The organism is Mesorhizobium sp. M0136 (assembly GCF_040322515.1).
Taxonomy (GTDB): domain Bacteria; phylum Pseudomonadota; class Alphaproteobacteria; order Rhizobiales; family Rhizobiaceae; genus Mesorhizobium.
The window spans coordinates 272,243-290,450 of sequence record NZ_JAMYTP010000006.1; the positions used below are offsets into that span (position 1 = coordinate 272,243).

Consider the following 18,208-nt stretch of genomic DNA (forward strand, 5'->3'; position numbering starts at 1 on the left):
TTGCTGCACGTGCACTGCTCCCAAGGGCTGGCAGCATGACCCCCGAAAACGAAGCCGCGGCGCGCTATTTCTCGGCGATCGCGGCTGCACTTGGCGGCCTCGAAGTGTTCATGCGCGACGATCGCTCGCCGCTCTATCGGCACGGCATCGTCGCCAAGGTCGTCGCCGAATATATTGCGCGGCTCGAAAAGTCGTTCTCGTGCTGGCGCAACCGGCTGGGTTTCACCGAGACGTTCCGCATCTCGCGCGCCGAAAGCGGTTTTCCGGTTTTCCAGAACCTGCTCGAACTGGAAAACGACCGCCTCCAGGCCGACAGCCGTCTCGCCGTCATCCCTTCGGCCAGCGAGCTGCGCGAGGAAATGGCCGACTTCATTCTGCGCCACAAGGAATTTCCCGAAGCGTTGCAGAAGTCGATGGCCGAGCGGCTTTACCTCGAAGACGTCAAGAGCGGGACCACCTTCGGCCCGTTCACGCTCGCCCAGACGGCCAAGGTTTCGGTCAACCCGAAGACGCTGCGGCCCTATTATCTGGTCCACTGGGCCTGCTTCGACGGCAGCGCCAACCTGCCGCTGGTCTACATGGCGACGGTCGAGGATTCCTCCGACGACATGATCCGGCAGCTGGTCGATAGCAGCGGCAAGCTTAATGAGAGGGTCGACATTCCGCTGCCGGTCGACGGCTTGCTCAATCCCGAACTCGCCCACCGTTTCGACGATTTCACCGAGAAGAATTCCGCCTACACGCTGTCGCCGGCGACGATCGCGGTCAACCTCGACAAGGATTTCGAGACGCTGCATCCCAAGCAGCTGCGCCGCGTCGTGCTCGGCCCGTTCTATTCTGCCGGCATTACCGACAACAATTCGACGGTGAACGAAGTGCTGGCCAAAGTGCGCAAGCCGGAAAACGCCTGGCTGCTGACCTGGACTATCCAGGAGGTCTTTTCCAAGGCCGAGAAGCCCGGCCGCAAGGGGCTGTTTTCGAGCGAGAAGACGACGCAGGAATTCTTCATCAACACCGACGATCTCGAGGCCGCACGCCAGGGCGTGTCGAGCTACGAGAACCACGCGCTGATTCCGCATGAGGCCTATCAGTCGCTTTACGCCGCCGGCGAGGCGCAGAAGATCTTTTCGGGCTACAAGGTCCATATCCTGTCCAAAGGGCAGGTCATCAGCGACGTCTGACCATCAAATCGCGGAGTATCCTCCATGGACACCGGTCTGACCACCATCCCGGAAGCGGCAATCGAAAAGCACCGCGCCACTGCGCAAAGTTTCATCACCCGCATCGTCGTGCTGGAGGACCCATCGCGCGAATCCGGTACCGCGCTTGCCGGCACCAACCGCCGCTTCGTCTCGACCGTTTCGGTGGGCTCGGTTCGCCGCACGCGCGAGGTCGAGCTCGCCAAAACCGTCGCTGCCGTCCATCCCGACGACCAGCTGCTGACCATCCCGCAGCACATGCTGCTGTTTCGCGCCCGGCGTGGGCTGGCCATTGCGTTGGCAATATCCGATGTCTTCGCCGAAGGCTCTGACCTCGAAAGCCTGCAGGCGAAAAACGCCCGCGCGCCGCTCGAAGGCGACGAGGCCGCCACATTCAAAAAGCTGCTGTCGGCTTCGGCCTATATTTCCGCCTTCAGCTTCGCCTCCTATCTGTTCCAGCTGATCGATAGCGACGGCGAGGCGCCGAACGACACGCCCGAGCCGGACTTTCTGTTCGACACGCCCCAGGACGCGGTGAAATCGATCGTGGCCGGCCTCGACAGGGCGATATCCGGCGCGAAGGACGACGCCGACCTGATGACCCGGGCGCGCGCCTTTGCCCGCATTGCCATCGATGGGCTTTTGGCGCGAAAAGGCCGCTTCGACGGCATCGGCCCGTTCGAGAACGCGCATATCCGCATCGACGTCGACGATTTCACGCTCGATGGTTTCGACGTCGCGCCGGGCAAGCGGGCAAAACCGTTGGTCATGACCTTCAAGAAGCCGGAGGAGGTCGTCGGCAACCACATCGCCAAATACCAGTCGGTCAAGCTCGCCAAGATGCTGATGGCCTACGACTTCGAGCGCGAGTTGAACCCGTTTGTCGAGCTCGGCGGCTTCCTGTTCACCTTCATCGGGGACGGCGCGCCCGGCACCGGCAAGACGACGCTGATCCAGATGATCGCCGGTCTCGTCAACGGCTACTGCCAGGTCGCCGGCTATCCCTTTGCTTACGAGAATTTCGGCGTCGACCAGATCTCGTCCTACCAGGGCAAGTCGGGCCAGAACTGCCGCCAGTTCATCAACAATGTGCTGAACCCGCGCGTCATCGGCTTCGGCACAATCGACGATATCGACCAGGTCGCCGCACGCCGCTCAGACGACCGTGCCTCTGCCGGCCAGCAGGAAATCACCGGTGTGCTTATGGACGCGTTCGGGGGTGCCGGCACCGTGGTGCGCGGCAATTGCTCGTTCGGCATGTTTTCCAACTATCCCGAGAACGTCGACGACGCATTGCGCCAGCGCGCCGGCGCGCGCTGGCTGGTCGATGGCCCGCAGAGCCGCGACGACTACATCGACATTTTCGTTCTGCTCGCCGGCAAGAACCACAAGATCCCGCTCGGCGATCACAAGCTCTATGCGGCGCAAGAGATCCAGCGCGCGGTGATGGAAGCCTATGAGGAGCATGAAAAGCCGCACGAAGACGGGCTGATGAAGGTCTACGAGCGCTATATGAAGGAGAACGGCGCACCGAAGACGATGGCCGACATCGGGACTTATCTGCACATGATCAAGGATGCCGAACCGCGCTTTACCGGCCGCGCCATCAAGAACGTCACCGACGCGATCAAGATGCGCGCCATGGACATCGAATTGCCCGACGAGTGGTTCGAAAAGCCGGAAGCCTTCATGCACAAGAGTTACGACGACAAGAAAGCCATGATCGAGGAACTGCGCGGGCCATTCTCGATGGACATGGTCATGCAGGAGATCAATCGCTATGCGGATTCCGAATTCCGTTATTCCGACAAGTCCGACGACGCCGCGGTGAGCAAGATGATCCGCGATACTCGGCTGCGGGAACGTGCCGTCCGCGAGATCGAGGAGATGAAGAAGAAGGGGCTATGGAATGCGTGAGATGCGCCGACGCCCCCTTCTCCCCTTGTGGGAGAAGGTGTCGCCGAAGGCGACGGATGAGGGGTATTCGTCAAGCTGGAACACCCCTCATCCGACCGAGCTTCGCTCGGCCACCTTCTCCCACAAGGGAAGAAGGAGCGTTCGCGCTCCTCATCCGCCGTTCGGACACCTTCTCCCCGTGAACGGGAAGAAGAAAGCATGAGCCCCGCCAAGAAGCCCGATCTGTTGCGCGACAACGAGCTGATCTACGGCCGGCTGCTGACGATCGACGAGCCGCACCTGATCCAGCGCTACAACAAGGCGATGATCGCGTTCGGCTTGAAGCCGACCAAGTTGAAAAGCTTCGAGATCGATCGCACTGGCTTCTCGCCGCAGGTCGCCGAGGAATGCGGCGACTACAGCTACCTCGATCCGAACGAGGTCAACCGTCGCTTTATCATCCTGACGCCGTCGCAGATCGACCTGCCGGTGGTGCACACGGCATTCTCCAACACCTCGCTGCTGATGTACGAATTCATGTCGAAGAACCAGCGCGCCATCGATGCGCTGACGATCAAGGACGTCATCTACGGCGAGATCGAGGACTCGGTCCCCAAGGTCGACGACATCGAGGACCTGCTGTCGATCAACCAGGTCGAATTCAAGGTGCTGTCGGCCGAGGATGTGCTCGGCAAGGCCGCCGAACTCGGCAAGCTGGTCGACCGGCTGAAGCAGGAGCCGGATGCCTGGCGCGACAACGCTATGCTGGCCCACATGGTCGAGCTGGCGAAGATCTGCGGCGACATCCGCGAGAATGCGCTGGTGCCGGACCAGGTGATCTTCCGTCACAATGCCTATTGGACCAGCCATTTCGGTGGGCTCTATGTGTTCGTCGATCCCGACGTGACGACGGTGATCAGCGACCCGGCAGCGCCCGGTTTCCGCCGCTCGCGGCCGTGGCAGGTGAGTTACCTTTCGATCCACGATGCCGACAAGGTATTCAAGTTCCTCGCCTCGACCGGCCGCATCGAGCTGCCGCGCGCCTCGTGGATCGAAACCTCCGGCTATCTCGAGCATCGCGCCGAAATGGTGGTGCGCGCGCTGATCCGCGACGCCGATCCCGACCGCAATCTGACCGACGTCGACAAGGTCTGGCTGCAGACCTGGATCCACGGCCATACCGATCTGATCACCAGGGACGGCAATTTTCCCTTCCTCAACGCCGCCAAGCGCGAGATCGCCCAGCTCGGCCATCTCAAGATCGAGGACGTGTTCCCGCAGCAGCGCTTCCTGGTCATCCGCGCCAAGCCGGACCATCCGGACGCCTGGCTGACCAACCAGCTGATCTCGGACTTCGTGCCGCAGGACTTCGTTTCGCGTTACGTCTTCAACAAGCCGGGATTCTACAGGGACTATGAAGGCTTCAGCGACGCCTGGCGATCGCATGTTGTGGACGTTCTGAAAACCACATATCTGAAGGACAAGGTGGCGTTTCGCACACGCCTCTACGGCTTGACTGACTGAGGGGGTGACATCGCCATGCTTGATCCGATCGTGAATTTCTTCACCCGGATTTTCCAGTGGATTGGCCGCGGCATCGGCCTGCTCATCGGCGCGATCCTGTGGCCGTTCCTGTGGGCGGGGCGCTGGTACACGCAACGCGGCTGGATCCTGAAGGCGGTGCTCGGCCTGGCTGTCCTCGTGCTGATCGGCCTCTATGTCAATTTCTTCTACGCCACCCAGTGGTGGAACAATTTCGACCCGAATTACGTCGACAAATACACGTTCGAAAAACGCAACAGCTCCGCCGGTGAACAGGTTTCCGCCGGCACCGGCACCGACACGGCCAAGACCTGCGGAAATTCAGCCATTGCCCAGGTTGCGGCCGACCTGACCGACTTCAACGTCAACCAGAATGCCTGGGTGTCGTCGATGATCCTTTACAAGCTCGGCCTGTTCGGCATCGACTGGGACCACACGCCGTTCATGGACAACAAGGCGTCGTTCCAGCGCGGCATCAACCAGGCGGTGCGGCGCACGGCGACCGAGCTTGCCGACAATCTCGGCCGCGTCCGCACCACCTCGCAGATCGACGCCGACCTGCAGGACGCCCGCGGCAATCTGCAGTTCGATGAGGAAACCTGGTATTTCGGCCTGAACCCGTTCGGCCCCAAGACGCCGACGCCGAGCTACTATCGCGACGCGGTGCGCAAGCTGCGCTCCTTCAACGCCCGCCTCGCAGCCTGCCAGGCGACGTTCGATGCCCGCGCCGACAATCTCAAGCAGTATATCGACCGCATCTCGTCCGATATCGGTTCGACCTCGGCGATCCTCAAGGAGCGTGCCGAAAACCACAATAATGGCTGGTTCGACACGCGCGCCGACGATCGCTTCTGGTTCGCCTATGGCCAGCTCTATGCCTATTACGGGCTGATGAAGGGCGCACAGGCCGACTTCGAGGACGTCATCAAAGAAAAGCACCTGCAGAACCTGTGGGATACGATGGACGCGCAATTCGTCTCGGCGCTGCGCATCCAGCCCTTCATCATCGCCAATGGCCGCGAGGACGGCTGGCTGTTGCCGACACATCTGACGACGATGGGCTTTTACATACTCAGGGTGCGCTCGAACATGGTCGAGATCAGCAACGTGCTGACGCAGTAGCGGATCGTTCCGCACAGCCGGCGCTGGTGAATTTGCGCCGTTGCTTCTGTCGCTTTTCGCGTATTAGGCGGCTGTTTTGAGACGGCGGAACCGCCCCTGCTCTGGCTTCTATACGGCGCTGCAACCGGCGCAAAAAAGAACCTGTAGCAGAGCGGCCGGCGGCAGAGGTATTTTCTTGGCAGGAAACATAGTTGCATGAAAGTTGACGCCGCGGCAGCGACAGGAGTAGAACATGCTCGCGCCTGCAATGCCGGGCTGTTCTTGCGACCACACTAGTCAAATCCGTCCAATCCAGAGGGAAGCCGTCATGGCCGAAGTGAAGTCCGACATCGAGATCGCGCGCGGCGCCAGGAAGAAGCAGATCCAGGAGATCGGCCAGAAGATCGGCATTCCGAGCGAGCATCTTCTGCCCTACGGCCACGACAAGGCGAAGATCTCGGCCGAGTTCATCAAGTCGGTGAAGGGCAACAAGGATGGCAAGCTGATCCTCGTCACCGCCATCAACCCGACACCGGCCGGCGAAGGCAAAACGACGACGACGGTGGGCTTGGGCGATGGCCTCAACCGCCTCGGCAAGAAGGCCATCGTCTGCATCCGCGAGGCTTCGCTCGGACCGAATTTCGGCGTCAAGGGCGGTGCCGCTGGCGGCGGCTACGCGCAGGTCGTGCCGATGGAGGACATGAACCTCCACTTCACCGGCGATTTCCATGCCATCACCACTGCCCATAACTTGCTGTCGGCGCTGATCGACAACCACATCTATTGGGGCAACGAGCTCGGCATCGACACCCGCCGTGTCGTCTGGCGCCGCGTCATGGACATGAACGACCGGTCGCTGCGCGAGATCATCTGTTCGCTCGGCGGCGTCGCCAACGGTTTCCCGCGCGAGGCCGGTTTCGACATCACAGTCGCCTCGGAAGTTATGGCCATCCTGTGCCTGTCGACCGACCTGAAGGACCTGGAAAAGCGCCTCGGCGACATCATCGTCGCCTATCGTCGCGACAAGTCGGCCGTCTATGCCCGCGACCTCAAGGCCGACGGTGCAATGGCCGTACTCCTGAAGGACGCCATGCAGCCCAATCTCGTGCAGACGCTGGAGAACAACCCGGCTTTCGTCCATGGCGGCCCCTTCGCCAACATCGCGCATGGCTGCAACTCCGTCGTTGCCACCACGACGGCGCTGAAGCTAGCCGATTACGTCGTCACCGAAGCCGGTTTTGGCGCCGATCTCGGTGCCGAAAAGTTCTTCGACATCAAATGCCGCAAGGCCGGCCTGAGGCCGGCAGCGGCGGTCATCGTCGCCACGGTTCGCGCCATGAAGATGAATGGCGGCGTCAAGAAGGAGGACCTCGGCAAGGAGAACGTCGAGGCGGTCAGGAAGGGATGTGCGAATCTCGGCCGCCACATCGAGAACATCCGCCAGTTCGGTGTGCCGGCTGTGGTCGCCATCAACCATTTCTACTCCGACACCGAGGCCGAGATCCAGGCGATGAAGGACTACGTCGCCTCGATGGGCGAAGAGGCGATCCTGTGCAAGCACTGGGCCCAGGGATCGGCCGGCATCGAGGAACTGGCCAAAAGGGTCGTGGCATTGGCCGAATCCGGCGCGTCGCAATTTGCCCCGCTCTATCCCGACGCCATGCCGCTCTTCGAGAAGATCAACACCATCGTCCAGCGCATCTATCGCGGTTCCGAAGCGATCGCCGACAAGTCGGTGCGCGATCAGCTCCACGCCTGGGAGCACGCCGGCTACGGCCACCTGCCGGTCTGCATGGCCAAGACGCAATATTCCTTCTCGACCGATCCGAATCTGCGCGGCGCGCCGACCGGCCACACCGTACCGGTGCGCGAGGTCAGGCTGTCTGCCGGCGCCGGCTTCGTCGTCATCATCTGCGGCGAGGTCATGACCATGCCCGGTCTGCCCAAAGCGCCATCCTCGGAAAAGATTTTTCTGAACGAAATGGGCCAGATCGAAGGCCTGTTTTAGGGATAATCAACGCTCGAAGGGCAAAGGGCGCCGCAACACTGCAGCGCCCTTCTGCCTGTTCGCAATAGTCTCCTACGCCGCGCTTCGCGCCAGCGCGCGCTGGTTGGAGGCATAGGGTGTGTCGTGCTGGGGTACCACGCCGGTCTCCAGACAATCGATCCACTCGGCGGTTTTGAGAACGGCCGCGAAGCGCGACTGCAGGATGATCGTCACGACGCGATGGATTTCCTCGCCCGAAGCGTAGCCGGCGCTGTTGGCGTAGGGCAACGATCCCGTTGCGTCCGACAGGAACTCCACCTCAAAACCCATATGCACAGCGTGGATGACCGTCGACAGATCGCAATTATGCGTCATGTAACCGATGACCGTGATCGTATCGATAGAGTTGGCGCGCAGCCACTCCTCGAGGTCGGTGCCGGTGAAGGCGCTTGGCAGGTGTTTTTCGACATAGTGGTCACGGTTTCGCCTGGCGATTTCCGGGTGCAACTCGGCGCCATGGCTGCCCTTGGCGAAGACCGGTGAAGTTTCCGGCGCCAACTGTTTGATGACCACCACCTTGACGCCTGCCTCGGTGGCCGCATCCATCGCTCGCGCTACATTGACGACGCTCTCAAGGGAGGGCGGATGCTGGATGGCGAGGTTGCCGCCGTCATAGTCGTTCTGAACATCTATGACGATGAGGGCGCGGCGTGGAGCTTTACCTGTGGCTGGTTGCGACATGGGGTTTTCCTTTCCCGTTGGACAGTGATGGATGGACGATAAGCTCGCCACGGGAACGCAAAAAGTGTCCCAATTGACATTATTCGAAAGAATTGGGACAATCGCCTCACCCGTTGCTGGAGCTCCCATGGCCGATCCTGCCGTTGCCGCCATCGCCTTCGATGGCATCAGCCCGTTTCATCTCTCCGTGCCGTGCCTCGTGTTCGGCGCGGATCGCACGACGCTCGGCCTGCCGCGCTTCGACTTCCGGGTCTGCGCGATTGAGAACGGGCCGATCCGCACCGATGCCGGGCTGACCATCAGCGTCCCGCACGGGCTTTCCGCGCTCGATGACGCCGACATCGTCATCGTGCCAAGCTGGAAGGATCTCGGGAGCTCGCCTCCAGCCGCATTGATCGACGCGTTGCTTGGCGCGCACGAGCGCGGCGCGCTGATCGTCGGACTGTGCCTGGGAACGTTCGCTGTTGCGGCGACCGGACTGCTTTCGGGGCGGCGAGCGGCGACGCACTGGGCCTACGCGGATCAGCTGCAGGAACTCTATCCCGACATTCTCGTCGAACCGGAAGTGCTCTACATCGACAATTGCGACGTCGTCACATCCGCCGGCGTCGCCGCCGGGCTCGACTGCTGCCTGCACGTCGTACGGGCTCGTTACGGCGCGGAGGCGGCACTTCGCCTGGCCCGGCAGATCGTGCTTTCTCCGCATAGGCAGGGCGGGCAGGCTCAATTCATCGAACGTCCCATCGCCAGGACCGGCAATGCGGACCGCTTCACTCAGGCTCTCGAAGCGGTGCGCAAAACCCTGGGTGAGCCGCACAGTCTGGACAGCGTTGCCGGTCACGCCGGCCTCACCCGCCGGACGTTCACGCGCCGTTTCCAGAAAACGATCGGCACCAGTTTCGGTGACTGGCTGACCGACCAGCGCGTCCAGCTGGCGCAGCGGCTGCTGGAAGCAACGGAAAAATCGATGGACACGGTTGCCTTCGAGGCCGGTTTCGGCAGCGCCACCTCGCTGCGCCAGCATTTCGCGGCGCGGCTCAGAACCTCGCCGGCGCAGTACCGGCGCGAATTCTCGAAGAGTGCTCAGGAGGAGCGCGTGGCGCACATGCCGAGGTGAAATTCGGCTCGCGCTCGATTCCAGGGCAATCGCTTCAGTGCCAACGTTGGACTGCCATCTGGCCCGAGTAGGCTATCTTTTCTCTCGAAGCGATTGCCCTGCTCTCGATCCTGTCGTGCTTGAAAGGCTCTGCGTCATCTGTCATATATTAAAGCGACAGATGACGCGAAGAGGGCTCGCCGTGGCGATGGCATTGGAAAAGGCTGCGCCAGCAGCAAAAAACAATGAACTTCAGAAGGTGGCGAAATTGCTAGGCGGCAGCCGCATTCTGGCAAGGCGCCTCAGCAGCGCTTTGGATGCCCACGAGTTGCTTCTGCACGGCCTGCCGGCTTCAGCGCTGGACCATCTTATCGGGCAACTCGTCTTCATCCAGAAGACTGATTCGCTGGAGAAGGCCGTCGGCATGAGCCTGCGCACCTACCAGCGCCGCAAGGATGCTCCTTCCAAGCCTCTCAGTCAGGACCAGAGCGGACGAACCTGGAAGTTCGCGGAGATCCTGTCGAAAGCGACCGACGTGTTCGGTTCGCAGGTGGAGGCAGAGCAATGGCTGGAGCGCCCGGCGATTGGGCTCGACCAGCGTCGTCCAATCGACCTTCTGGCGACACCGGCGGGGATCGAGCTTGTAGAAGACTATCTGGAACGGCTTGAATATGGCGTTTATGCATGACACCGCTGCCGGCGGCGCTTGGTGGCTCCGACCTCATCGGATGGCGCCTCGATCAAGCCGCGTTTGCGCCTGCATGGGATAGTGGCGAGGGCGCATACAGGGTGGGCGGACGCTGGAACAGCAAGGGCGTGCGCGCCGTCTACTGCTCGATCGATCCGTCGACTGCGATCCTCGAAGTTGCGGTCCATAAGGGCTTCAGGGCGCTCGACACGATAGCGCATGTCATGACGGCAGCGATCGTCAGCGATGTCGCGGATGTGCATATCGTCGACCCCGCGGCCGTGCCCAACCCCAACTGGTTGCGCCCGGGCATTCCGAGCTCCGGACAACAGGTGTTTGGCGACGATCTTCTGCAACGGCACCGGTTCGTTGTAATTCCGAGCGCCGTATCGCAGCATAGCTGGAACCTGATCTTCGACGCGAGCCTCGCCAGAGGGGCATACGCCATGAAGACGCAGGAGGCGTTTGCGCTCGACACACGGTTGCATCCACCTCCGGCCAAGTAACACAGCCGCCCCATGTCCATCAGAACGAGGACATGACCGGCGACGGAAGCACGGTGCTCAGCCGTTGCTGATTATCCGTGCCGGACTGCCGACCACCGTGGTGTTCGCCGCGACGTCGCGCGTCACCACGGCACCGGCGCCGACGATGGCGCCGTCACCGATCCTGACCCCGCCGAGGATGATGGCACTGCCGCCGATCCAGGCATTGTCGCCGATCTCGACGGGCCTGGCGATCTCCAGCCCTGCCTGCCGCCCAGCAGCCTCCTTGTGGTGCTCGGCGCAATAGATCTGCACATTGGGGCCGAGCAGCGTTCCCTTGCCGATGCGCACTGGCGCCGTGTCGAGGATGGTGCAGCCGGCATTGAGGAAGACGCGGTCGCCGAGAAAGATGTTGAAGCCATAGGCACAGTGGAACTGCGCTTCGATCCGGGCGCCCTCGCCCGCAGCGCCGAGCAGCGCCCGCAATCCAGGCCCGATGTCGCCGCGCTGCCGCGGTGGCAGGCTGTTGTGCTCGAACACCGCGTCGCGCGACGTAATGCGCAGCGCCTCCAGTTCCGGATCGAGGCAGCAATACCACTCGCCCGCCGCCATTTTCGTGCGTTCGCTCGCCGTCATGGCCGCAACTCCAGTTTCAACTTTGCCAAAGCACAAGTGGTGAAAATACGGAAGCGCCGGCGGCGACACCACCTCTGGTCAAATACCCGACCTATGGTAGCTTGCTCTCTCGGACCTGTCCCAAGCCGGCCATCGAGGGGATCGATCATGCTGTACATTCTTGCACTCCTGATTGGCGTCGTTGCCGGGCTTCGCGCCATGACTGCGCCCGCCGCGGTCGCCTGGGGCGCCTGGCTTGGCTGGTTGCCGGTCGCCGGCACCTGGGCGAGCTTCATGGGCCACTGGATCGCCGTCGGTATCTTCACCATCCTGGCCATCGCCGAGCTGGTCACCGACCAGCTGCCATCGACGCCGAGCCGCAAGGTGCCGCAGCAATTCGGCACGCGCATCGTCCTGGGCGCTTTCACCGGCGCGGTGATCGGCGCCACCGGCGGCGCCATCATCGGCGGCCTGATCGCCGGCGCCATCGGCGCGGTGATCGGCACGCTGGGCGGCGCCGATGCGCGCAAGCGCCTGGCCACCGCCTTCGGCAAGGACCCGCCCGCCGCCTTCATCGAGGACGCGGTGGCGATCGCCGGCGGGCTTCTGATCGTGGCGGCGGCGGCATGACGGCAAAGACATTCGATGCCATCATCGTCGGTGCCGGGCAGGCCGGCCCGCCGCTCGCAGGCCGGCTGAATGCGGCCGGCATGAGCGTGGCGCTGATCGAGCGAAAGCTGGTCGGCGGCACTTGCGTCAACACCGGCTGTACGCCGACCAAAACGATGGTGGCAAGCGCCTATGCCGCGCATCTCGCCCGCTCCGCCGCGGATTATGGCGTGACGCTCTCCGGTCCCGTCAGTGTAAACTACAAGGCGATCAAGGCGCGCAAGGACAAGGTCTCCAACGACGCCCGCGGCAATCTCGAAGACTGGATTGCCGGCATGGACAAATGCACGCTCTATCGCGGCCATGCGCGCTTCGTAAGCGCCAACACGGTGCGCGTCGGCGACGATCTGCTGAGCGCCGAAAAGATATTCCTCAACACCGGCGGGCGCGCCTCGGTGCCCGACCTGCCCGGCATCGACGGCATTTCTTACCTGACCAACTCGTCGATGATGGATCTCGACGAGCTGCCGCGCCATCTCATCGTTGTCGGCGGCAGCTATGTCTCGCTCGAATTCGCGCAGATGTTCCGCCGCTTCGGTTCGGAAGTCACGGTCATCGAAAAGAGCCCGCGGCTGATCGGCCGCGAGGACGAGGACGTCTCGGACGCCATTTTGTCGATCCTCGAAAACGAAGCCATTGCCGTCCATCTCGGCGCCGACGACATCCGCTTCGCCAGGCGAGGCAACGAAATCGCCGTGACCTTCGCGCCAGGCAAGGCGGCTGCGGTCGGCTCGCATGTGCTGCTGGCGCTCGGCCGCACGCCAAACACCGACGATCTCGGCCTCGACAAAGCCGGCGTCGAGGTCGACAAACGCGGCTTCATCGTCGTCGACGACCAGTTGCGCACCAGCGTGCCCGGCATCTGGGCGATGGGCGACTGCAACGGCAAGGGCGCCTTCACCCACACCTCGTACAACGATTACGAGATCGTCGCCGCCAACCTGCTCGACAACGATCCGCGCAAGGTCAGCGACCGCATCGAGGCCTACGCGCTCTATATCGACCCACCACTCGGCCGCTGCGGCATGACCGAGACAGCGGTAAGGAAATCCGGCCGCCGCGCCCTGGTCGGCCAGCGGCCAATGACCCGCGTCAGCCGTGCCGTCGAAAAAGGTGAGACGCAAGGCTTCATGAAGATCCTGGTCGATGCCGACACCAGGGAGATCCTCGGCTGTTCGGTGCTCGGCCCGGGCGGCGACGAGGCGGTGCACTGCGTGCTCGACCTGATGTATGCCAAGGCGCCGGTCAGCACGCTGGCGCGCGCCGTGCACATCCACCCGAACGTCTCGGAGCTTCTGCCGACCATCGCCCAGGAATTGAAGCCGCTGGTGTGAACCGGGCGTATCGCGCGACCCCACGCGCATCCCGCAGGGAGGCTCATTGCGCCCATAGCGCCGCTGGCTGGACCAATCGACAAGCACGCCGGCGACGGGCATGTCTTCCGAACTCTTGACGGAGGGCAGCATGCAGAAGTCCATCGAACGCATCGCCGGCGACAGCGAAGGCGTTTCCTACGAATTCCCCGTCTTCCGCTTCGTCGGGTCGGACAAGACGGCGCCTTCCGCCTATCTGCAGGCGGCGCTTCATGCCGGCGAATTGCCGGGCGTCGTCGCCATCGACACGCTGATACCGATGCTCAGCAAGGCGGAAGCCGAAGGCCGTGTCAGCGGCAACATCACCATCGTGCCCTGGGCCAATCCGATAGGCCGCGCGCAATATCTTTACGGTGACCATCAGGGCCGCTTCCATCTGGGCACGCGCACCAATTTCAATCGCGGCTTTCCGCGGCTCGCCGCGCCCGACGTCGCCCTGCTGCCGACGCACGGCACGGTCGACCAGCGGCTGAAAACGCGGCTGCTGCAGCTCTCCATCGGCCACGACATCGTGCTCGACCTGCATTGCGACGATGAGGGCCTCGCCTATCTTTACGTCCACACCAGCCTGTGGCCGGCCATGGCGGATTGTGCAGCGGCCATGGGCGTGGATGCGGTGATGCTGTGGCACGAAGACGCCGACGGCACCTTCGAAGGCGCCTCGATCATGCCGTATCAGAACGCTCCAGCCGACGTGGCGCGCCTGGACCGGCGCGTCGCCACCACGGTCGAATATCGCGGCGTACTCGATGTTGACGGCGCGCTCGCCGGCGCCGATGCCGAAGGGCTCTACCGGCTGCTGGTGGCGCGCGGCGTCATCCAGGATCAGGCGCTGCCCGCGCCTGGCAGCTTCGTCGGGCCAAGTTGTTTTACCGGTATTGTCGCGCCGCTCGAAAACATCGAGATGATGCCGGCGCCCCGCTCGGGCGCGATCCTCTACGACGTGAAGCCGGGCGACCGCGTCACCAAGGGTGCGCGCCTTGCCACCATCGTCCACGCGCCCGGCGAGCCCGACGGCCGTACGGAAGTGTTGGCGCCGCAGGCGGGCCTCATCCTGACGCGGCGTTCCCGGCGCATCATCCGCGCCGGCGAAGACCTCTTGAAGCTGGTCGGCGACAGGACGAGCGCCGATGCAAGGTCGGGAACGCTGGAGGACTGAGGGCCTTCATTTGAATCCAGTTGCGCGGCCGTCCAATCGCCGCTATGGGAATCGCCATGAATATGCGTTCGATCAAGACCATTTGGTGGTGGGCTCGCTGACAGCGGCCTGTTCGAACGCGTTCGCGTGACAATAGAGGGTGGCCGCAGCGGAATGTCCGGGCGGCCATTTGTTTTTTCAAGCCATTCCCGGGTCCGTTGCCCCAAAAGACGCTGATGGAGACGGCAATGACGACGAAAATTCTGGAGAATGGAGCCGAGCGCTTCGTCACCGCGGGTGGCGTGGCGATCACCCGCCAGCGCCACGACCGGCCGTATGAGGGAGCGATCGATGGCTATGTCGACGGGCTGAATTCGCGCCGCGGCGCTGTGTTTTCCTCGAATTACGAATATCCCGGCCGCTATACGCGCTGGGACACCGCCATCATCGATCCGCCGGTTGTGATCTCGGCACACGGCCGTGCCATGCGCATCGAGGCGCTGAACCGCCGCGGCGAGGTGCTTTTGCCGGTAATCGGCACGGTGCTTGCCGGCCTTGACGATGTCACGATCGCCGAGACGTCGAACAAACTCGTCCGCCTCGAAGTCGCCAAGCCCGGCCGTGTCTTCACCGAGGAGGAACGCAGCCGCGTTCCCTCCGTCTTCACCGTGCTGCGCGCCATCACCGCCTTGTTCAAGACCGAGGAAGATGCCAATCTCGGCCTCTATGGCGCCTTCGGCTACGACCTCGCCTTCCAGTTCGATCCGGTCGACTACAAGCTCGAGCGCAAGTCAAGCCAACGCGATCTCGTGCTGTTCCTGCCCGACGAGATCCTCGTCGTCGACCACTATTCGACCAAGGCCTGGACCGACCGCTACGACTATTCCGGCGATGGCTTCTCGACCGGAGGCCTGCCGCGCGACGAAATCGTCGAGCCGTTCAGGACCGCCGACCGCATCCCGCCGCGCGGCGACCACGAGCCCGGCGAATATGCCAAGCTGGTGCGCAAGGCGATGAAGAGCTTTGAGCGCGGCGACCTGTTCGAAGTGGTGCCGGGGCAGATGTTCTACGAACGCTGCGAAACCCAGCCCTCCGAGATTTCCCGCAAGCTGAAGAGCATCAACCCTTCGCCCTATTCCTTCTTCATCAATCTCGGCGAGGGCGAATATCTGATCGGCGCCTCGCCGGAAATGTTCGTGCGCGTCAACGGCCGCCGCGTCGAGACCTGCCCGATCTCCGGTACTATCAAGCGCGGCGACGACGCCATCTCCGACAGCGAGCAGATCCTGAAGCTGCTCAACTCGAAGAAGGACGAATCCGAACTCACCATGTGCTCGGACGTCGACCGCAACGACAAGTCGAGGGTCTGCGAGCCGGGCTCGGTGCGCGTCATCGGCCGCCGCCAGATCGAGATGTACTCCCGCCTGATCCACACCGTCGACCACATCGAGGGGCGGCTGCGCGAAGGCATGGACGCCTTCGACGCCTTTCTGTCGCATGCCTGGGCCGTCACCGTCACCGGCGCGCCGAAATTATGGGCAATGCGCTTCATCGAGCAGAACGAGAAGAGCCCGCGCGCCTGGTATGGCGGAGCGATCGGCATGGTCAATTTCAACGGCGACATGAACACCGGCCTGACGCTTCGCACCATCCGCATCAAGGATGGCATCGCCGAAGTGCGCGCCGGCGCCACGCTGCTCTTCGACAGCATTCCCGAGGAAGAAGAAGCCGAAACCGAACTGAAGGCATCCGCCATGCTCTCCGCCATCCGCGACGCCAAATCAGGCAATGCCGCCAGCACCGAACGCAGCACCGCGCGTGTCGGGGACGGCGTCAACATCCTCCTGGTCGACCACGAGGACAGTTTCGTCCATACGCTCGCCAACTATTTCCGCCAGACCGGCGCCAATGTCTCGACGGTGCGCACACCGGTGCCGGACGAGATCTTCGACCGGCTGAAGCCAAACCTGGTCGTGCTGTCGCCCGGTCCCGGCACACCGAAGGACTTCGACTGCGCCGCTACCATCAAGCGGGCCCGTGCACGCGACCTGCCGATCTTCGGCGTCTGCCTCGGGCTGCAGGCGCTGGCCGAGGCCTATGGCGGCGAGCTGCGCCAATTGCACATCCCGATGCACGGCAAGCCGTCGCGCATCCGCGTGTCGAAGCCGGGCATCATCTTCTCCGGCCTGCCCAAGGAGGTGACCGTCGGCCGCTACCATTCGATCTTCGCCGATCCGGTGCGGCTGCCCGATGGTTTTGTCGTCACCGCCGAGACCGAAGACGGCATCATCATGGCCTTCGAGCACCGCAAGGAGCCTATCGCTGCGGTGCAGTTCCACCCGGAGTCGATCATGACGCTCGGCCACAATGCCGGCATGCGCATCATCGAGAACATCGTCGCGCACCTGCCGCGCAAGGCCAAGGAAAAGGCTGCTTAATTTGAGGGCTCAGTGTTGGGATTTCTTCCCCAGTGACCGCGGTGGATAACAAAGCCGCCGCCAGGCAGAAGGTCGCCAGCCTCGCCTTCTGGTCGATCGTCGTCGCCTTCGTCGTGCTCGGCCTGAAGCTGGTGGCCTGGTACGTCACCGGTTCGGTTGCGCTTTATTCGGACGCGCTGGAATCGATCGTCAACGTCATTGCCTCGGCGGCCGCCTATTGGGCGATCCAGGTCAGCTACAAGCCGGCCGACCAGGACCATCCGTTCGGCCACCACAAGGCCGAGTATTTCTCGGCCGTCCTGGAAGGCGTGCTGATCGTGCTTGCGGCGCTGCTCATCCTCAACGAGGTCTGGTGGTCCTGGCAGCATCCCGCCCCGCTCGAACAGCCTTGGACCGGCCTTGCCATTAACGGCGTCGCAACGGTCATCAACGCCGTCTGGGCCTTGACGCTTATCCGCACCGGACGACGTGAAAAATCACCGGCGCTGGTTGCCGACGGCAGGCATATCATGACCGACGTGGCGACCTCGGTCGGTGTGTTCATCGGCCTGGTCGGCGCCGTGCTGACCGGCTGGCAGGTTCTCGATCCGGCTCTTGCGGTGATCGTGGCGCTCAACATTCTGTGGCAGGGCTGGCACGTCATCGGCTCGTCGATGAACGGGCTGATGGACCGCGCCGTCGACACCCAGGAACATATCCGCATCCGCGACATCATCTCGGCCAATTGCAAGGGCGCGCTCGAGGTCCACGACCTGAAGACGCGCATCGCCGGCCGCGCCACCTTCATCGAGTTCCATCTGGTCGTCGACGCCGACATGTCGGTCGGCGCCAGCCACGTCATTTGCGACCGCATCGAAGACGCGCTGAAGGCCGAAATCCCTTCCGTGCGGGTCATCATCCATGTCGAACCCGACGACGAAGCGAAACTGCCCAAGGGCACGACGGCCGTGCCGTTCGCGTGAGGTGGCGTCGCAGAGAAAACATCGCTCAGTCGTGATCCTTCGCGCCCCCCTCTGTCCTGCCGGACATCTCCCCCTCTAGTGGGGAGATTGGATGTCGCTTCGGGCTTCGCCAATCTCCAACGACAAGCGCTGTCGGCGAAGCTGCCGATCTCCCCCCTTGAGGGGGAGATGTCCGGCAGGACAGAGGGGGGCGCTGTCCTGCCGGCATCGCGGTTCTCAAGTGCTCAAAGCCCGCAGGCAGCCTGCTGCACAGGCTGCAGCCGGTAGACCTTGTCGTC

15 protein-coding genes are annotated in these 18,208 nt (G+C 63.0%); 13 read left to right on the plus strand and 2 right to left on the minus strand.

Going from position 1 to position 18,208, the window contains the following annotated elements:
• Nucleotides 1-35: 35 nt before the first annotated feature.
• The 5 genes from NKJ35_RS10110 (at nucleotide 36) to NKJ35_RS10130 (ending at nucleotide 7,746) form a co-directional block, all read left to right on the plus strand.
• On the plus strand, nucleotides 36-1,181 hold the full coding sequence (locus NKJ35_RS10110; protein WP_352509802.1) for a hypothetical protein: 1,146 nt from the start codon (nucleotides 36-38) through the stop codon (nucleotides 1,179-1,181).
• A 24-nt stretch (nucleotides 1,182-1,205) separates the two neighbouring features.
• Nucleotides 1,206-3,116 carry an AAA family ATPase gene (locus NKJ35_RS10115; RefSeq protein WP_352646632.1) on the plus strand — a complete coding sequence of 637 codons (1,911 nt, stop codon included), beginning with the start codon at nucleotides 1,206-1,208 and terminating at the stop codon, nucleotides 3,114-3,116.
• A 198-nt stretch (nucleotides 3,117-3,314) separates the two neighbouring features.
• A complete protein-coding gene (locus NKJ35_RS10120; RefSeq protein WP_352646635.1) occupies nucleotides 3,315-4,619 on the plus strand; it encodes a DUF6638 family protein in 1,305 nt (434 codons plus the stop codon).
• Nucleotides 4,620-4,634: 15 nt separating this feature from the next.
• Nucleotides 4,635-5,759, plus strand: coding sequence for a DUF2333 family protein (locus tag NKJ35_RS10125; RefSeq protein ID WP_352646637.1), 1,125 nt, complete (start codon nucleotides 4,635-4,637; stop codon nucleotides 5,757-5,759).
• Nucleotides 5,760-6,066: 307 nt separating this feature from the next.
• Nucleotides 6,067-7,746, plus strand: a complete 1,680-nt coding sequence (locus tag NKJ35_RS10130; protein WP_254819149.1) for a formate--tetrahydrofolate ligase — start codon at nucleotides 6,067-6,069, stop codon at nucleotides 7,744-7,746.
• 72 nt (nucleotides 7,747-7,818) lie between these two features.
• Here NKJ35_RS10130 and NKJ35_RS10135 read toward each other — a convergent pair whose 3' ends face one another.
• The gene (locus tag NKJ35_RS10135) at nucleotides 7,819-8,466 is read right to left on the minus strand and encodes a cysteine hydrolase family protein (RefSeq protein ID WP_352646640.1); all 648 of its coding nucleotides are present in this window, start codon (nucleotides 8,464-8,466) and stop codon (nucleotides 7,819-7,821) included.
• A gap of 127 nt (nucleotides 8,467-8,593) precedes the next feature.
• Here NKJ35_RS10135 and NKJ35_RS10140 point away from each other — a divergent pair, with 127 nt between their 5' ends.
• The 3 genes from NKJ35_RS10140 (at nucleotide 8,594) to NKJ35_RS10150 (ending at nucleotide 10,756) form a co-directional block, all read left to right on the plus strand.
• Nucleotides 8,594-9,583, plus strand: coding sequence for a helix-turn-helix domain-containing protein (locus NKJ35_RS10140; protein ID WP_352646642.1), 990 nt, complete (start codon nucleotides 8,594-8,596; stop codon nucleotides 9,581-9,583).
• Between the two features lie 187 nt (nucleotides 9,584-9,770).
• Nucleotides 9,771-10,250: a type II RES/Xre toxin-antitoxin system antitoxin gene (gene parS / locus NKJ35_RS10145; protein ID WP_302896769.1), complete on the plus strand. Its 480-nt coding sequence runs from the start codon at nucleotides 9,771-9,773 to the stop codon at nucleotides 10,248-10,250.
• The gene (locus NKJ35_RS10150) at nucleotides 10,247-10,756 is read left to right on the plus strand and encodes an RES family NAD+ phosphorylase (RefSeq protein ID WP_352646644.1); all 510 of its coding nucleotides are present in this window, start codon (nucleotides 10,247-10,249) and stop codon (nucleotides 10,754-10,756) included. The genes parS and NKJ35_RS10150 overlap by 4 nt, the downstream gene beginning before the upstream one ends.
• A 57-nt stretch (nucleotides 10,757-10,813) precedes the next feature.
• Here the strand turns inward: NKJ35_RS10150 and NKJ35_RS10155 are convergent, their stop codons facing one another.
• Complete coding sequence (locus tag NKJ35_RS10155) at nucleotides 10,814-11,371, minus strand: sugar O-acetyltransferase (protein WP_352646647.1); 558 nt, start codon at nucleotides 11,369-11,371, stop codon at nucleotides 10,814-10,816.
• A 147-nt stretch (nucleotides 11,372-11,518) separates the two neighbouring features.
• Between NKJ35_RS10155 and NKJ35_RS10160 the strand changes: the two genes are divergently transcribed.
• The 5 genes from NKJ35_RS10160 to NKJ35_RS10180 all read left to right on the plus strand — a co-directional run bounded on the left by NKJ35_RS10160 (nucleotide 11,519) and on the right by NKJ35_RS10180 (nucleotide 17,930).
• The gene (locus NKJ35_RS10160) at nucleotides 11,519-11,980 is read left to right on the plus strand and encodes a DUF4126 domain-containing protein (RefSeq protein ID WP_352646649.1); all 462 of its coding nucleotides are present in this window, start codon (nucleotides 11,519-11,521) and stop codon (nucleotides 11,978-11,980) included.
• Nucleotides 11,977-13,353 carry an FAD-containing oxidoreductase gene (locus tag NKJ35_RS10165; protein ID WP_352646651.1) on the plus strand — a complete coding sequence of 459 codons (1,377 nt, stop codon included), beginning with the start codon at nucleotides 11,977-11,979 and terminating at the stop codon, nucleotides 13,351-13,353. Before NKJ35_RS10160 ends, NKJ35_RS10165 begins: the two co-directional genes overlap by 4 nt.
• A 130-nt stretch (nucleotides 13,354-13,483) precedes the next feature.
• Nucleotides 13,484-14,551, plus strand: a complete 1,068-nt coding sequence (locus tag NKJ35_RS10170; protein WP_352646652.1) for a M14 family metallopeptidase — start codon at nucleotides 13,484-13,486, stop codon at nucleotides 14,549-14,551.
• Nucleotides 14,552-14,778: 227 nt separating this feature from the next.
• Complete coding sequence (locus tag NKJ35_RS10175; RefSeq protein WP_352646654.1) at nucleotides 14,779-16,968, plus strand: anthranilate synthase; 2,190 nt, start codon at nucleotides 14,779-14,781, stop codon at nucleotides 16,966-16,968.
• A gap of 32 nt (nucleotides 16,969-17,000) precedes the next feature.
• Nucleotides 17,001-17,930: a cation diffusion facilitator family transporter gene (locus NKJ35_RS10180; RefSeq protein WP_502894339.1), complete on the plus strand. Its 930-nt coding sequence runs from the start codon at nucleotides 17,001-17,003 to the stop codon at nucleotides 17,928-17,930.
• Nucleotides 17,931-18,208: the final 278 nt, after the last annotated feature.

Coding starts and splice junctions, on each gene's coding strand:
- NKJ35_RS10110 (WP_352509802.1), top strand. CDS start 36: ATGACCCCCGAAAACGAAGCCGCGGCGCGCTATTTCTCGGCGATCGCG.
- NKJ35_RS10115 (WP_352646632.1), top strand. CDS start 1,206: ATGGACACCGGTCTGACCACCATCCCGGAAGCGGCAATCGAAAAGCAC.
- NKJ35_RS10120 (WP_352646635.1), top strand. CDS start 3,315: ATGAGCCCCGCCAAGAAGCCCGATCTGTTGCGCGACAACGAGCTGATC.
- NKJ35_RS10125 (WP_352646637.1), top strand. CDS start 4,635: ATGCTTGATCCGATCGTGAATTTCTTCACCCGGATTTTCCAGTGGATT.
- NKJ35_RS10130 (WP_254819149.1), top strand. CDS start 6,067: ATGGCCGAAGTGAAGTCCGACATCGAGATCGCGCGCGGCGCCAGGAAG.
- NKJ35_RS10135 (WP_352646640.1), bottom strand. CDS start 8,466: ATGTCGCAACCAGCCACAGGTAAAGCTCCACGCCGCGCCCTCATCGTC.
- NKJ35_RS10140 (WP_352646642.1), top strand. CDS start 8,594: ATGGCCGATCCTGCCGTTGCCGCCATCGCCTTCGATGGCATCAGCCCG.
- parS (WP_302896769.1), top strand. CDS start 9,771: ATGGCATTGGAAAAGGCTGCGCCAGCAGCAAAAAACAATGAACTTCAG.
- NKJ35_RS10150 (WP_352646644.1), top strand. CDS start 10,247: ATGACACCGCTGCCGGCGGCGCTTGGTGGCTCCGACCTCATCGGATGG.
- NKJ35_RS10155 (WP_352646647.1), bottom strand. CDS start 11,371: ATGACGGCGAGCGAACGCACGAAAATGGCGGCGGGCGAGTGGTATTGC.
- NKJ35_RS10160 (WP_352646649.1), top strand. CDS start 11,519: ATGCTGTACATTCTTGCACTCCTGATTGGCGTCGTTGCCGGGCTTCGC.
- NKJ35_RS10165 (WP_352646651.1), top strand. CDS start 11,977: ATGACGGCAAAGACATTCGATGCCATCATCGTCGGTGCCGGGCAGGCC.
- NKJ35_RS10170 (WP_352646652.1), top strand. CDS start 13,484: ATGCAGAAGTCCATCGAACGCATCGCCGGCGACAGCGAAGGCGTTTCC.
- NKJ35_RS10175 (WP_352646654.1), top strand. CDS start 14,779: ATGACGACGAAAATTCTGGAGAATGGAGCCGAGCGCTTCGTCACCGCG.